The organism is Streptomyces sp. NBC_01474, from assembly GCF_035918215.1.
GTDB lineage: Bacteria > Actinomycetota > Actinomycetes > Streptomycetales > Streptomycetaceae > Streptomyces > Streptomyces aureus.
In genome coordinates, this window is record NZ_CP109449.1 from 4,598,427 (window position 1) to 4,613,859 (window position 15,433).

Consider the following 15,433-nt stretch of genomic DNA (forward strand, 5'->3'; position numbering starts at 1 on the left):
AAACAGTCTTAGAGCCGCCGCGTTGCCGCCCGGGACAGCCACGGACAAAGCAGGCCGTCATTCGCCTGATCGGCCCTCAGTCGCGGCCCCCTCAAACCGATAATCCAACTCTTTCACCGACCAGAGTAGACACAGCACACCAATGGATCTCTTATCAGCCATTTATGCTGGGCCATTGTATTGATCGCATTGCGCGCCGCTCAACCGCATTGCGCTCACTGTCGAAAGATCCCGAGGGAGGCTCAAAGGGGCTTCCGGCAGAAACCACACAGGTTCCCCAAGGAGTAAATTAAATGAGTCCTGAAAACGGGACCCGATCCAAGCTGGGCCCGCTTCCCCGACGCGGCAGATGGATCGCCGGCGGTGCGGTGGCATCGCTGGCCGTCGTGATGCTCGGCTTCACCAGCCCCGCGCTGGGGCTTGCCGCGGCGTCACAGACGGCCGGAGTAGCCCCGGCAGGGGCGCAGGGCGGCGACAAGGACAAGGACAAGTGCAAGGACAACGACAAGGGCAAGGACAATCGCTACGGCGATCCCGTTGTCCGTGGCGACAAGGACAAGGACAAGGACAAGGACAAGAACAAGTGCAAGGGAGACACCGGGCCGACGGGCAACACCGGTAACACCGGCAATACCGGGAACACGGGCAACACCGGCCACACCGGGAACACCGGCAACACCGGCCACACCGGCAACACCGGCAACACCGGCCACACCGGCAACACGGGGAACACCGGCAACACGGGGAACACGGGGAACACGGGCAACACCGGCGACACCGGGAACACGGGCAACACCGGGAACACCGGGAACACGGGCAACACCGGGAACACGGGCAACACCGGCGACACCGGGAACACGGGCAACACCGGGAACACGGGCAACACCGGGAACACCGGGAACACGGGCAACACCGGGAACACGGGCAACACCGGGAACACGGGCAACACCGGGAACACCGGGAACACCGGCAACACCGGGAACACCGGCAACACCGGGAACACCGGCGACACCGGGAACACGGGCAACACCGGGAACACCGGCAACACCGGCAACACCGGCAACACCGGCAACACCGGCAACACCGGCAACACCGGCAACACCGGCAACACCGGCAACACCGGCAACACCGGCAACACCGGCAACACCGGCAACACCGGCAACACCGGCAACCCGGGACCGTGTATCTCCATCGACTCCGACCAGCAAGCCGACGAACGCGAATCGAAGGCCGTGCTGACCCCCGACGGGACCGCGTTCGGGGCTATTCAGGACTTCAACGCGACCCCGCCGTACACCTGGGTGGACCTCACCGCCGACAACTACCCGTCCAACGCCTGTGGCATCACGGTCGCAGAGCGCGGCAACACTGTCAGGTTCGAGGTGGTCACCACCGACGGAAAGGTCTTCGAACGCATCTGCTCGGTGAGCAACGGCGAACCTTCGGTGCTCGAATGCGACCCCGACGATGTATGGGTAGCGGCCGTTGACCAGGTGCCCGCCAGCACCCTGTCCGCCGGAACCCTGTCCGCCAGATCCATCAAGCCGCTTATGAGCAGCAAGCCGCTGACCGCGAACGACATGGCCGCGTTGAAGCAGCTGGCAACCAGCCGCGGCCTCGACTGGTCACCCGAGAAGGGATTCAAGAAGAGCCACAAGTGACGGGTAGTCACTGAAGTGTGCCGTGCCCAGACCATCCGGGCACGACACACTTGCGTGAGACGGCCGCTCCCGGAACGGGAGAGGGGGCGTTTCCCCTTGAGCGTGGACACCCTGATCATTGGATCGTGATGATCCATAGGACAGGAGTTCCCGTTGGGGACGTCGAAGTACTCGCCTGAGTTCCGGGCCGATGCCGTCGCGCTGTACCACTCGAGCCCGGGTGGGACATACGCGTCGGTGGCCAAGGACCTGGGCGTTAACCACGAGACGCTGCGCACGTGGGTGCGGGATGCCGGGCAGGCCGCCCGGCCCGGGGCGGTGGAGGCCACCGCGATGGAGAAGGAGAACCGGCAGCTGCGGGCGCGGGTGAAGGAACTCGAGCTCGAGCGGGAGATCCTGCGGAGGGCCGCGAAGTATTTTGCGGCCGAGACCAGCTGGTGAGCAGCCGCTTCCAGTTCGTCGAGGATCACCGTGACGCCTTCGGCGTCAAGCGGCTGTGCCGGATACTCGCGGTCTCGCGGTCCGGCTTCTACCGGTGGCTGGCTGGCGCATCGGCGCGGGCCGGCCGGGCGAGGGCGGATGCCGAGCTCGCCGAGCACATCAACCGGATCCATCAGGAATCGGACGGCACCTATGGGGTTCCGCGCGTCACCGCCGAGCTGAAGGATGCCGGCAGGCCGGTCAATCACAAGCGGGTCGAGCGCGTCATGCGCAAGTTCCACATCGTCGGGCTGCACCTGCGCAAGAAGGTCCGCACCACCATTCCCGAGCCGTCGGCGACACCGGTGCCGGACCTGCTCCAGCGGGACTTTGCTGCCCAGGTGCCGAACACCAAGTACGTGGGCGACATAACCTATCTCCCGATCGGCAACGGCCAATTTCTTTATCTGGCAACGGTGTTGGACCTGTGCTCGAAACGCCTGGCGGGCTGGTCGATCGCCGACCACATGCGGACCTCGCTGGTCACCGACGCGCTCAGGGCCGCAGCGAGGGCCCGCGGCGGGGACGGTCTGCGCGGGGCGATATTTCACAGCGACAACGGGGCGCAATATGTGTCGAAGGAGTTCGCCCAGGTCTGCTCGGAGCTGGGCGTGACCAGATCGCGCGGCGCGGTCGGCACGAGTGCGGACAACGCCGCCGCGGAGAGTCTGAACGCGACCATGAAGCGCGAGACGCTACAGGGGCGGAAGCGGTGGAACGGGGCGCGTGAGGCCCGCCTCGCGGTCTTCCGCTGGGCGACCCGCTACAACACCCGCCGACGGCACTCCCGCCTCGGCCAGATCAGCCCGATCACCTACGAGCAGCGATCAACTACGCTGGCCACCGCCGCATGACAACCGGTGTCCACGATCACGGGGAAGGCCCCAGGCTTCGGCCCCCGAAGCCGGTGAGTTTGGCTTCGGGGGCCGGGGCGTGACGGGCCTGTGATGACGTCACAGGTCAGGGCGGAAGTCGGTCGGGCCCGCCGCGTTGTTCTACGGAGCGTGTCAGCCGAGCCGGGCGACCAGCGCGCGGTACTCGTCCCACAGCTCCTTCGGCGTGTGGTCGCCGAAGGTGTTGAGGTGCTCCGGGACCAGGGAGGCCTCGTCGCGCCACACCTCCTTGTCGACCGTCAGCAGGAAGTCGAGGTCGGAGTCGGCCAGTTCGAGGCCGTCCGTGTCGAGGGAGTCACGCGTCGGCAGGATGCCGATCGGCGACTCGACGCCCTCGGCCTTGCCCTCCAGGCGCTCGACGATCCACTTCAGGACACGGCTGTTCTCGCCGAAGCCGGGCCACACGAACTTGCCCGCGTCGTTCTTGCGGAACCAGTTGACGTAGTAGATCTTCGGCAGCTTGGACTGGTCCTTGTCCTTGGCCACGTCGATCCAGTGGGCCATGTAGTCGCCCATGTTGTAGCCGCAGAACGGGAGCATCGCGAAGGGGTCGCGGCGCAGCTCGCCGACCTTGCCCTCGGCGGCGGCGGTCTTCTCGGAGGCGACGTTCGCGCCGAGGAACACACCGTGGTTCCAGTCGAAGGACTCGGTCACCAGCGGCACGGCGGAGGCGCGTCGGCCGCCAAAGAGGATCGCCGAGATCGGCACGCCCTTCGGGTCCTCCCACTCGGGCGCGATGATCGGGCACTGCGAGGCGGGGGTGGTGAAGCGCGCGTTCGGGTGGGCGGCCGGGACGCCGGACTCGGGGGTCCAGTCGTTGCCCTTCCAGTCGGTGAGGTGGGCGGGAGTCTCCTCCGTCATGCCCTCCCACCAGATGTCGTTGTCGTCGGTGAGCGCGACGTTCGTGAAGACGGAGTTGCCCCACAGCGTCTTCATGGCGTTGGCGTTGGTGTGCTCGCCGGTGCCGGGCGCGACGCCGAAGAAGCCGGCCTCGGGGTTGATCGCGTAGAGGCGGCCGTCCTCGCCGAACCGCATCCAGGCGATGTCGTCGCCGATGGTCTCGACGGTCCAGCCGGAGATCGTGGGCTCCAGCATGGCGAGGTTGGTCTTGCCGCAGGCGCTCGGGAAGGCGGCGGCGACGTACTTCGACTCACCCTGCGGCGGGGTCAGCTTGAGGATGAGCATGTGCTCGGCGAGCCAGCCCTCGTCGCGCGCCATGACGGACGCGATGCGCAGGGCGTAGCACTTCTTGCCGAGCAGGGCGTTGCCGCCGTAGCCGGAGCCGTAGGACCAGATCTCGCGGGACTCCGGGAAGTGCGAGATGTACTTCGTGGAGTTGCAGGGCCACGGCACGTCCTGCTGGCCCTCCTCCAGCGGCGCGCCCAGGGTGTGGACGGCCTTCACGAAGAAGCCGTCGGTGGCCAGCTCGTCCAGGACGGGCTGGCCCATGCGCGTCATGGTGCGCATGGAGACGGCGACGTACGCGGAGTCGGTGATCTCGACGCCGATGGCGGAGAGCTCCGAGCCGAGCGGGCCCATGCAGAACGGGACGACGTACATCGTCCGGCCCTTCATCGAGCCGCGGAAGACGCCGCCGCTGCCCTCGTTGCCCTGGAAGATCTCGCGCATCTCCGCGGGGGCTTTCCAGTGGTTGGTGGGGCCGGCGTCCTGCTCCTCCTCGGAGCAGATGAACGTCCGGTCCTCGACGCGTGCGACGTCGGTCGGGTCGGAGGCGGCGTAGTACGAGTTCGGGCGCTTGATCGGGTCGAGCTTCTTGAACGTTCCCTTGTCGACCAGTTCCTCGGCGAGGCGCTCGTACTCGGCCTCGGACCCGTCGCACCAGACCACACGGGCCGGCTGCGTCAGTTCGGCGATCTCGTTGACCCACGAGATCAGTTCCTGGTGCTTGGTGGGGACAGTGCCCAAGGAAACGGGAGCCGCGATGTCGCGCGCCACGATTGCTCCTAAATGAGGGGTTTTTGTGTTGTTGCCCCTTGGGGGCTGCGACCCGGATGCTTCACGTGTTGATCCCTCTGGCGCTCATCCGGTGCCGACCGCACTCATATGATCATCCGACGCGGGCGCGCATATGTCCAGAGGGCCCCACACCTGAGCGACGTGAGGATCGCCACTCGTTTGCGTCACTGATCGTCACTCGCGTTCGTTACTTACGGCCCCGTAGGTACGATGCGGCTTATGACTGCCGCCACGCCATCCGAAGTGACCGCGACAGAGTCCGTTCCGGTGAAACCACGGCTGCGCGGCTGGCTGCACGCGGGAATGTTCCCCGCGGTCGTCATCTCCGGCCTGGTGCTGACCGCCCTCGCGGACTCCACCCGCGGCCGGATCGCCTGCGGGATCTACGTGCTGACGGCCTGCCTGCTCTTCGGTGTGAGCGCGCTCTACCACCGGGGCAACTGGGGCCCGCGCGCCGACGGCGTACTGCGCCGGCTCGACCACGCGAACATCTTCCTGATCATCGCGGGCACCTACACCCCGCTCACGATGCTGCTGCTCCCCGAGGCCAAGGGCCAGTGGCTGCTGTGGGGCATCTGGGCGGCGGCCGCCGCGGGCATCATCTTCCGCGTCTTCTGGGTCGGCGCCCCGCGCTGGCTCTACACGCCCTGCTACATCGCGATGGGCTGGGCGGCCGTCTTCTTCCTGCCGGACTTCCTGCACACGGGCGGCACGGCCGTGCTCGTCTGCGTGATCGTCGGCGGGCTGCTCTACAGCGCGGGCGGCGTGATCTACGGGATCAAGCGCCCGAACCCCTCACCGCGCTGGTTCGGCTTCCACGAGGTCTTCCACTCGCTCACGCTCGCGGCGTTCGTCGTGCACTACGTCGGCATCTCACTGGTGGCGTACCAGCACGCCTGACCTCGCCCTTCACCCTTCTGGCCGCGGCTTCCGAGCCGCGGCCATTTTTTGTGCCCCGACCCTTGCGCCTTTTGTGCGCCGGATCTTGCGCGCGGATCCGTGGCCCTTGTGTCCGGATCCATAGATTGACAGTAGCCATCTTTTGAGAGTTACTCTCATTTCATGGCTACTGTCACCAAGCAGGACTCACCGCGGGACAGCGTGCAGCGCGACCCGCGCCGCTGGTGGGCGCTCGGCGCCCTGGTCGCGAGCATGCTCGTGCTCGGCTTCGACATGACGATCCTCAACGTGGCGCTGCCGACCATGGCCGCCGACCTCGGCGCGGACACCGGTCAGCAGCAGTGGATGGCGGACTCGTACGTCGTCGTCTTCGCTGCCTTGATGCTTCCGGCCGGGCTGCTCGGCGACCGGTTCGGGCGGCGCCGGATGCTCATCGCCGGACTCACCGTCTTCCTCGCGGGCTCGCTCGTGGGAGCTCTCGCGAGCGACGTCGCCCGGGTGATCGGCGCCCGCGCGCTGATGGGTGTCGGCGCGGCGCTCGTCATGCCCCTCGCCCTGTCCGTGCTGCCCTCGCTCTTCGCCCCCGACGAGCGCACCAAGGCCGTCGGCATCATCTCCGCGGCCTCGGCGGTCGGCATGCCGCTCGGCCCGATCCTCGGCGGCTGGCTCCTCGACCACTTCTGGTGGGGCTCGGTCTTCCTGGTCAACGTCCCGATGGTCGCCATCGGCATCACGGCCTGCCTGTTTCTGCTGCCGGAGACCCGCGACCCCGCCTCACCGCGGGTCGACGTCGTCTCCACCGCGCTCACCGCGGCCGGCCTCGGCGCCCTGGTCTACGCGATCATCGAGGCGCCGCACCGCGGCTGGACCGACCCGGTGGTGCTGGTCCTGTTCGCGGCCTCCGTCGCCCTGGTCACGGCCCTCGTCCTGCGCGAGCGGCGCAGCGAGCGGCCGCTCCTCGACCTCACCCTGCTGGCCCGCCGCGGCTTCCTGCTCAACACGCTCGCGGCCACCCTCGGCATGTTCGTCCTGTCAGGTCTGATGTTCGTGCTGCCGCAGTACCTCCAGGCCGTCCTAGGCAACGACGCGCTCGGCACCGGCGTACGGCTGCTGCCGATGATGGCCGGGATGCTGGCGGCCGCGAAGTGCGCGCAGCCCCTGGTCACCCGGTTCGGGCCGCCCACAGTGATCAGCGCGGCGCTCACGGTCCTGGCCTTCGCCGCGCTCCTCGGCAGCCGCACCACGGCCGACTCCGGGTACGGGTTCACCGCGCTGTGGCTGGGCATCGCCGGGGCCGGCTTCTCCTTCGCGCTCGTCCCCGCGATGGGCGCCGCGCTGTCGGCACTGCCCGCGGACCGGGCGGGCAGCGGCTCCGGCCTCCTGATGACGGTGCGGCAGGTGGGCGGGGCGCTCGGCATCGCCCTGCTCGGCGCGCTCCTCGCCGGGGCCTACGGCAGCCGCCTCGACACCGCCGGCCTGCCCGGTCCCGCGGCGGACACCGCCCAGGACTCCGTGCTGGCCGCCCACGCGGTGGCCACGAAGCTCGGGGACCACGCCCTCGCCTCGTCGGCGAACACCGCGTACCTCCACGGGATGAACGTGGTGCTGCTCGTCGTGGGTGTCGCGTCGCTGGTCACCGCCCTGCTCGCGGCCGCCCTGCTCCCCCGTACCGCGCCGTCCGCCGGCGTGGCCCCGGCCCCCGGTGATGCCCGAGAATGAGCCCCATGGCCGCCTCCGCACGCTCCACCCCCGCCGCCGACCGCCCCGGGATGGGCCTACGTGAACGCAAGAAGCTCAAGACCCGGGTCGCGATCAGGGACGCGACGTACCGCCTGATCACCGAGCAGGGGTACGACGCGACGACGGTCGAGCAGATCGCCGAGGCCGCGGAGGTGTCGCCGTCCACGGTGTTCCGGTACTTCCCGACCAAGGAGGACATCGTCCTCACGGACGAGTACGACGCGGTCCTGGAGGCCGAGCTGCGGGCGCGGCCCTCGGACGAGTCGATCATCGACTCGCTGAAGCACGTGATCGCGCAGGCCGTGCACCTCGGGTTCGACGACGATCCCGAGGTGTCACGGCTGCGGACCAGGCTCCAAGTCGAGGTGCCCGCGGTGCGCTCCCGGATGATGGAGTCCATGTCCGTCACGGGGCAGCTGCTGTGCCGGGTGATCGGCGAGCGCACCGGCCGCGACGCCGACGGCCTCGAGGTCCGCGTCTACGCGATGGCACTGGTCGGCGCGCTCATGGAGACCACCCTGTACTGGGCCGAGCACGGCCACCGGGAAGAGCTGCGCGACCTGATGGACCGCACGCTGGAGACGTTCAGGAACGGTCTCTAGCGCCCGGCACGGTCCGACGGCGTCCGGCTCGCTTCAGTCCTGCAGCTTCACCGCGAGCTGCTGGGCTTCGGTGACGGGGGCGTCGCAGGTGAAGTTGCGGCACACGTACGCGGCCGGGCGGCCGTCGACGAGCGGCCGGTCCGCCAGCAACGGCAGTTCACCGGAACCCGGTTGGCCCGCCGCGACGACCGCGCCGGGCGCCGTGCCGAGCAGCGCCGCGCGGTGGAGTTCACCGCCGATCTCGCCGACGACGGCGACCTCCTTCGGCCCGTCGAGCAGCGCCTCCGCGACGGCGAGCCCGTGCCCGATGAAGCGCGGAGCGCGCGGGCCGAGCGCCCGCACGACGCCCAACGCCCGTTCGGCGGCGGTGCGATGGGGCTCCGAACCGGTCTGCGACGCGTACGAGAGCAGCGCGCCGGCCGCCGCGCTCCAGCCCGAGGGCGTGGCGTTGTCGGTCGGGTCCTGCGGCCTGCGGATCAGCTGCTCCGCGTCGGCCGCCGTGTCGTACAGAGCGCCGGACTCCGCGTCGGTGAACTGGTCGAGGACGTGGTCGAGGAGGAACCCGGCGAACTCAAGCCAGACCCCCTCCCCGGTCACGGACGCCAGCGCGAGGAAGCCCTCGGCGACATCCGCGTAGTCCTCCAGGACCCCGGCGTTCGCGCCGGCGCGGCCGTCCTTGCTGGTACGGGCGATGCGCGCCCGCGCGTCCATGTGGAGCCGTACGAGCAGATCGGCGGCGGCGAGTGCGGCCTGCACCAGGTCAGGCCGGTCGAAGTACGCGCCGGTCTCCGCGAGCGCGGCGATCGCCAGGCCGTTCCACGCGGCGACGATCTTGTCGTCCCGTCCGGGTGCCGGCCGCTCGGCACGCGCCGCGAACAGCCTGCGCCGCACGTCCTCGATCCGCGCGGCGTCGACCTCGACGTCCTGCTGCGGGAGTTGGAGTACCGACGCGCCCTCCTCGAAGGTGCCCTGCTGCGTCACGCCGAAGTACTGGGCGGCCAGTTCGGCGTCCGCCTCACCGAGCACCTCACGCAGCTGCTCGGGCGTCCACACGTAGAACGCGCCCTCGACATGACGGCCCTCGGCGTCCTCGCTGTCCGCGTCCAGCGCGGACGCGAACCCGCCCTCGTTCGTCCGCAGTTCCCGCACCATGAAGTCCGCGGTCTCCAGTGCGACCCGCCTGGCCGTCTCCGAACCGGTGGCCCGCCACAGATGCGCGTACGCGCGGCACAGCAGCGCGTTGTCGTAGAGCATCTTCTCGAAGTGGGGCACGACCCACTCGCGGTCGACGGAGTAGCGGGCGAAGCCGCCGCCGAGCTGGTCGTAGATCCCGCCGCGCGCCATCCGCTCGCAGGTGTCGTCGGCCATCTGGAGCGCGCCCTCGGCGCCGGTGCGGGCGTAGTGACGCAGCAGGAACTCGATCACCATCGACGGCGGGAACTTGGGTGCGCCGCCGAACCCGCCGTTCGTCGCGTCGTACTCGCGGGTCAGGCCGAGCAGCGCCTGCGCGAGCTCGCCCTCGCCGGGGATCTCCGTGTCCCCGTACGGCAGCTCGCGTCCGGCCAGATCGCCCACGATCTTCGCGGCGACCTCGGCGACCTCGTCCTTGCGCTCCGCCCACGCCTGCGCCACGCCCTCCAGGATCTGCGGGAAGGACGCCATTCCGTGCCGGGGCTCGGGCGGGAAGTAGGTGCCGAAGTAGAACGGCTCGGCCTCGGGCGTGAGGAACACGGTCATGGGCCAGCCGCCCTGACCGGTGGCGGCCTGCACGGCCTCCATGTAGACGGCGTCGACGTCGGGGCGCTCCTCGCGGTCGACCTTGATGCTGACGAAGCGGTCGTTCATGAGGGCGGCGGTCGCCTCGTCCTCGAAGGACTCGTGCGCCATGACGTGGCACCAGTGGCAGCTGGAGTACCCGACGCTGAGCAGCACCGGGACCCCGCGCCGCCGCGCCTCCTCGAAGGCGTCGGCCGACCACGGCCACCAGTCGACGGGGTTGTCGGCGTGCTGGAGCAGGTAGGGGGACGTCTCATGGGCGAGTCGGTTCGGCATGCGTCCCATCCTTGCGCACGCCGGTCGCCGATCGGCCCTTTGATCCCCGGCCTCTCGCGCCGTGACCCCATACGCAGCACACTTGACGCGGAACCGTTGCTGCCGGAGGGGGACCTGAGATGCGAGACAGCCATCGGGCGGAAGCCGAGGGGCTGTTGGCCCGGGCCGTGGAGGAGGAAGTACGGCGTTCGGGTGGGCGCACGGACGGCGGGGTGCTGCTGTCGCGTGCGCGCGGTGCGCTCGACGATATGGCGGAGACCGCCGCCGAGGAGTACGCGCAGTTCACGCACGCCCTGGACGAGGCCGAGGCCGGGCAGATGTCGTTCGGGCAGCGCTTCACGGAGGAGCGCGGGTCGACTCCTTTACTGGTCACGGCCGTTGCCGCGGTCGGTGCGTGCCTGGCCGACCTGCTGCTCGGTACGGGCGCGGGGACCGCGGTCGGCGCGGGCGCGGCCGTCGCCGTGCTGGGCGCCGCCACGACCGTCGCGAAGGTGACGGCCTCCCATGTGCCCGCCGCGAGCCGCCGCGCCGGGGCGAGGAGCCAGCCCGGCGGGCCCGAACAGCTGAGACTGCAGTGGCTGACAGCGCTCGACGTGCGGGGGATCCGGCCGTTCCTCGACCAGCAGCGCGTCCTCGCCGCCACCGCGGGGACCGGCGCGAAGAAGCCGACACCGCAGCTGCGCCGTACCGACAAGAGCGCGGCGGCCAGGCGGCGCAATGTCCTGGAGCAGTCCTTCGCCCAACTCCCCGAGCCGGAGGGATCGTTCGCGGGCCGCAGGACGCAGATGCAGCGGATCGCGCAGTGGGTGCACGCGGCGCGCGCGAGCACCGAGACCCGGCCCACCGTCGTCGTGCTGCACGGCGCGCCGGGCTCGGGCCGTACGACGCTCGCGGTGCGGGCGGCGCACGAGCTGCGCGACCAGTTCCGCGGCGCGTGCGTGGTGGACCTGCGGGGCGACGCGCCCGAGGCCCCGCTGTCGACCCGGGACGCGCTGCTCCATCTGCTGAACCGGCTCGGCGCGCCGCGCGAACAGCTGCTCTTCCGGGAGCGTTCCTCGCAAGAGCAGCAGGTGCGCCGCCTGAGCGAGCTGTACCACCAGCATCTGACGGGGCTTCCGGTCACGATCGTGCTGGACGACGCGGGCGACGCGGAGCAGGTGCGCACACTGATCCCCGAGCGGTCCGACAGCCTCGTGCTGGTGACGGCGCGCAAGCCGCTCGACCTGCCCGCGGACGTCCCGGCGTGGGTGCACCAGGTGCCGGTGGACGCGCTGGACGCGGCGGGCTCGGAGGAACTCCTGCGCGAGTCCGCGGAGGACGCGTCGGGCCCCTACGACTCCGAATCGTCCGACACGATACGGGAGTTGTGCGGAGGTCTGCCGCTGGCGCTGCGCATCGCGGGCTCCGCGATCGGGCCGCGCACGACCCGCGCACTGGCGTCCGACCTGGGTGCGTACGGGCCCGTGGAGCCGGTCGAGCGGGTGCTGTGGCTGCGCTACACCGACCAGTCCGAGGCGGCCAGGCGGCTGCTGCGCCGGCTCGCGCTCGCCGGGCGGGCCTCGCTCGGCGCGGCCGCGGCGGCCGCGCTCCTCTCGACGGACGAGTCGGAGGCCACCCGCCATCTGACGGCGCTGTCACGGGCGGGGCTGATCGACCACGTGCGGGGCAGCCGGTACCGGCTGCACGACCTCGTCCGCTCCTTCGCGCAGGCCCGCCTCCTCGACGAGGAGGAACCGGCCGAGCGGACGGCCGCACAGGAGCGCCTCATCCAGAACTACGCGGAGCTCGCGGACTCGGTGATCCGGCTCGTCGACGGCAAGATGTCGACGCGCGCCGGCCAGATCGGCCCGCACGGCTTCACCTCGCTGGACGCCGCGCTGCGCTGGCTCGACGACGAGTCCAGCTTCATCACGGCGACGCTGCGGGGCGCGGAGGGCGTCGACCATGCGGCCGTGCTCAACCTGCTCGGCGCCCTGTGCGACTACTGCCTGCTGCGCGGCGACCTCTACCGCCTCGGCGAGATCAGCGAGCTCACCCAGGCCGTCGACCAGGGGCTTCTCGTGCGCTCGGTCCAGTGGCGCACGGGTATCGCCGCGCGCCAGCTCGGCGAGCTCGACAAGGCGCGTACGACGCTGGCGTCCGTGGTGGACCTGTACTTCGAGGCGCACCACGACGCGGGCGCGGCGCGCGCCCTGTGCTCGCTGGGCATCACACTGCACCACCAGGGCCAGCTCAAAGAGGCGGCGGCGAAGCTCCGCGAGGCCCTCGACCTGCAGGTCACGGAGGAGACATCGGGCGACCGGGGCTGGACGCTGCACGCGCTCGCCGCGGTGGAACGCGACCGGGCCCATGTGAAGGAGGCGCTCGACCTGCTGACCGCGGCGCTGGCCCTGCACCGCGAGAACGAGTCCGTGCACGGCGAGGCGTGGGCGCACTTCCAGCTGGGGCAGCTGTGCCTGCGGATGGGCGACGTGCCGGACGCGGAGCGCGAGCTGCGCACCGCCCTCGACCTGTACAGCCGTACGCGCGACAGCCGGGGCGAGGCATGGGCGCTCACCCAGCTGGCGCGGGCGCGCCTGGTGGACGGCGACGCGTCGGCGGCCGCGGACGGACTGCGCCAGGCCACCTCGCGCCACCGCGACAACGAGGACGCGCGCGGCGAGGCCTGGACGCTCTACTACCTGGGCCAGGCCCTGGAGGAGAGTGGCGACCTCGACCAGGCGGTACGCGAGCTGGAGCGCTCCCGCACGATGTTCTCGCGGATGCGCGACGTGTACGGGCTCGCCTGCGCCCGCCATCACTCGGCCCGCGTCACGCGTGACCAGCGCGCCGCGCAGACGGGCTCGTTGCGGAACTCCGGCTTCGCCCGTCAGCTCCTGGTCGACGCCCGCGCCGACTTCCAGCGCATCGGCGTCGCGCACGGCGAGGGGTGGACCTGCCTGGAACTGGCGGTGGTGGACGCGGGCAACGGGCGCGCGGCCCAGGCCCTGACCCTGTGCGAGGAGGCGGCGGCGCTGTTCGCGTCGTACGGCGACCGCCGCGGTGAGGACTGGGCGGACTTCCTGCGCTGCACCCTGCTGCCGTACGCGTCACCGGGCGGCTCGGAGATCGGCACGGCCGTGGCACAGGAGGAGCTGTCCCAGCTCGCCCGCACGACCCACGCCGGCCGGGACGGCAAGCTCGACGACTACGTGGAGGCCTACCAGCTCCTCCTGGAGCGCGGCGCGGACCTCGAGGCGGGCTGGCAGGCCTGGCGCCTCGGCATGGTCCCGAAGCGGCACGCCCGGGACGTGATGGGCGTGGAGGTGAGTGCGGGGCGCTGAGGGCGTGGGCGTGAGGGGCGCCCGGCCTGAGCGCCGGGGCACAGCACGAAGGCGCTCGGCGCGGCTCATCGCCGTGCCGAGCGCGTTCCGTCCAGCCGGGCGTCAGCCCTTGGCGGGCGAGGCCGGGGAGGCGCCGGAGCCGGTCGCGGGGTCCGCGGCGGCGTCCGACTTCTCCTTGAAGTCGACCTTGCCCATGTGGCGGTTCATCGACTTCATCAGGCCCCAGACGGCGACGGCCATCACCGCGAAGACGATGAAACCGAGGACGCCCGGGGTCACCTTGTTCTCGTCGACCTCCTTGGCGAGGGGGACGAGATGCGTCATTGCCAGGCTTGCGCTTGCGCTCATGTCAGGCATTGTCGCGGATGCCCGCAAAGAGGTCGTCCTCGGGGAGGGAGGTATCGACGAGAGACTTCGCGAGCTCGTACTCCTCGGTCGGCCAGACCGCCTTCTGGACGTCCATCGGGACGCGGAACCAGCCGCCGTCGGGGTCGATCTGCGTGGCGTGCGCGATCAGCGCCTTGTCGCGGATCTCATAGAACTCGGCGCACGGGATGTGCGTGGTCAGCGTCCGCTCGACCCGCTCGAACTCGTCCCAGCGCTTGAGCCACTCCGCGTACGGCGACTCCAGGCCGCGGTCCAGCATCGCCTGGTGCAGCGCCTCGGTGCGCGGCCGGTTGAAGCCCTGGTTGTAGTAGAGCTTCTGCGGCTGGTAGGCCGGGCCGAACTCGGACTCCGGGTACTTCTCGGTGTCCGCCGCGCCCTCGAAGGCCACCATCGAGATCTTGTGGGTCATGATGTGGTCGGGGTGCGGGTAGCCGCCGTTCTCGTCGTACGTCGTGACGACCTGCGGACGGAACGAACGGATCTGCCTGACCAGCTCCCCCGCCGCCTTGTCGACGTCCTCGAGCGCGAAGCAGCCCTCGGGCAGCGGCGGCAGCGGGTCGCCCTCGGGCAGGCCCGAGTCGACGAAGCCCAGCCACTCCTGCTTGACGCCGAGGATCTCGCGCGCCTCGTCCATCTCCTTCTTGCGTACCTCGTGGATGTGCTCCTCGATGTACTTGTCGCCCTGGAGCTTCGGATTGAGGATGGAGCCGCGCTCCCCGCCCGTGCAGGTCACGACGTGCACGTCCACCCCCTCGGACACGTACTTGGCCATGGTGGCCGCGCCCTTCGACGACTCGTCGTCGGGGTGGGCGTGAACGGCCATCAGTCGCAGCTGCTCAGTCAAGACAAGATCCTCAGTGAATGACTCGGTGAATAAGGCGCCCTCGGTCATACAGCGCAATGGGCGGCTTCTATAGTGACCGAACCGGGGGGCGGAAAATTCCGGCAGTCTGTCCGGGGCCGGTCCTCGACCGCCCCGCGCGAGAGGATCGATCATGAGTGCGGTGAGTGAGCAGCTCCCCGACGGCCGCTACGGCCGTTCCCGATCCGCCGACGAACGCGCGGACCGCACCCTGAAGATCGTCGGCGCCGTGCTCGGCGCCCTGCTCGTCGTCCTGATCGGCTGGTTCGGCTACCACTACGTCTTCGGTACGAAGATCAGCGCCGAGGTCATCACCTTCAAGGCCTCCGACAAGGCGGTCAAGGCGCACCTCGAGGTCCGTAAGGACACCGACGCGAAGGGTTACTGCACCATCCGGTCGCTGTCCGCCGACGGCGCCGAGGTGGGCCGCGCGGACTTCCGCTTCGACCAGCGCGACAGCAGGATCGACAAGGTCGTGACGCTGCGCACCACGTCCCGCGGCACCAGCGCGGAGCTGCTCGGCTGCCACACGGGCTGACCGCACGGCCGCCACACC

At 70.1% G+C, this 15,433-nt stretch carries 11 protein-coding genes; 7 read left to right on the forward strand and 4 right to left on the reverse strand.

All coding sequences use genetic code 11. The features are described from left to right. The first annotated feature begins 293 nt into the window (after positions 1–293). Together OG758_RS20990 and OG758_RS20995 are read left to right on the forward strand one after the other, a co-directional pair. Positions 294–1,661 (forward strand): hypothetical protein, encoded by a 1,368-nt coding sequence (locus tag OG758_RS20990; protein ID WP_326711420.1) that lies wholly within the window; start codon positions 294–296, stop codon positions 1,659–1,661. Between the two features lie 153 nt (positions 1,662–1,814). After that, positions 1,815–2,995 (forward strand): IS3 family transposase gene (locus OG758_RS20995; protein WP_326709334.1). Its coding sequence is split into 2 segments (ribosomal slippage): positions 1,815–2,082 and positions 2,082–2,995, totalling 1,182 coding nucleotides; the frame shifts between segments, so codons are not numbered across the junction. 153 nt (positions 2,996–3,148) lie between these two features. Here OG758_RS20995 and OG758_RS21000 read toward each other — a convergent pair. Next, positions 3,149–4,990, reverse strand: coding sequence for a phosphoenolpyruvate carboxykinase (GTP) (locus tag OG758_RS21000; protein WP_326711421.1), 1,842 nt, complete (start codon positions 4,988–4,990; stop codon positions 3,149–3,151). 231 nt (positions 4,991–5,221) lie between these two features. On the opposite strand from OG758_RS21000, the gene trhA reads away from it, so the two are divergent. The 3 genes from trhA to OG758_RS21015 all read left to right on the forward strand — a co-directional run bounded on the left by trhA (position 5,222) and on the right by OG758_RS21015 (position 8,253). Further along, positions 5,222–5,911 (forward strand): PAQR family membrane homeostasis protein TrhA, encoded by a 690-nt coding sequence (gene trhA, locus OG758_RS21005; protein ID WP_326711422.1) that lies wholly within the window; start codon positions 5,222–5,224, stop codon positions 5,909–5,911. A 162-nt stretch (positions 5,912–6,073) separates the two neighbouring features. Then, positions 6,074–7,630, forward strand: coding sequence for a DHA2 family efflux MFS transporter permease subunit (locus OG758_RS21010; protein ID WP_326711423.1), 1,557 nt, complete (start codon positions 6,074–6,076; stop codon positions 7,628–7,630). Beyond that, complete coding sequence (locus tag OG758_RS21015; RefSeq protein WP_372564681.1) at positions 7,627–8,253, forward strand: TetR/AcrR family transcriptional regulator; 627 nt, start codon at positions 7,627–7,629, stop codon at positions 8,251–8,253. Before OG758_RS21010 ends, OG758_RS21015 begins: the two co-directional genes overlap by 4 nt. Positions 8,254–8,286: 33 nt before the next feature. Here the strand turns inward: OG758_RS21015 and OG758_RS21020 are convergent, their stop codons facing one another. After that, positions 8,287–10,305: a thioredoxin domain-containing protein gene (locus OG758_RS21020; protein ID WP_326711425.1), complete on the reverse strand. Its 2,019-nt coding sequence runs from the start codon at positions 10,303–10,305 to the stop codon at positions 8,287–8,289. Between the two features lie 119 nt (positions 10,306–10,424). Here OG758_RS21020 and OG758_RS21025 point away from each other — a divergent pair, with 119 nt between their 5' ends. Continuing rightward, the gene (locus tag OG758_RS21025) at positions 10,425–13,628 is read left to right on the forward strand and encodes a tetratricopeptide repeat protein (protein WP_326711426.1); all 3,204 of its coding nucleotides are present in this window, start codon (positions 10,425–10,427) and stop codon (positions 13,626–13,628) included. Positions 13,629–13,730: 102 nt separating this feature from the next. Here OG758_RS21025 and OG758_RS21030 read toward each other — a convergent pair whose 3' ends face one another. Together OG758_RS21030 and mca are read right to left on the reverse strand one after the other, a co-directional pair. Then, complete coding sequence (locus OG758_RS21030) at positions 13,731–13,985, reverse strand: hypothetical protein (RefSeq protein WP_116510558.1); 255 nt, start codon at positions 13,983–13,985, stop codon at positions 13,731–13,733. Continuing rightward, positions 13,978–14,838, reverse strand: a complete 861-nt coding sequence (gene mca / locus OG758_RS21035) for a mycothiol conjugate amidase Mca (protein ID WP_266569213.1) — start codon at positions 14,836–14,838, stop codon at positions 13,978–13,980. Before mca ends, OG758_RS21030 begins: the two co-directional genes overlap by 8 nt. Before the next feature lie 172 nt (positions 14,839–15,010). On the opposite strand from mca, the gene OG758_RS21040 reads away from it, so the two are divergent. Further along, positions 15,011–15,415, forward strand: a complete 405-nt coding sequence (locus OG758_RS21040) for a DUF4307 domain-containing protein (protein WP_326711427.1) — start codon at positions 15,011–15,013, stop codon at positions 15,413–15,415. Positions 15,416–15,433: the final 18 nt, after the last annotated feature.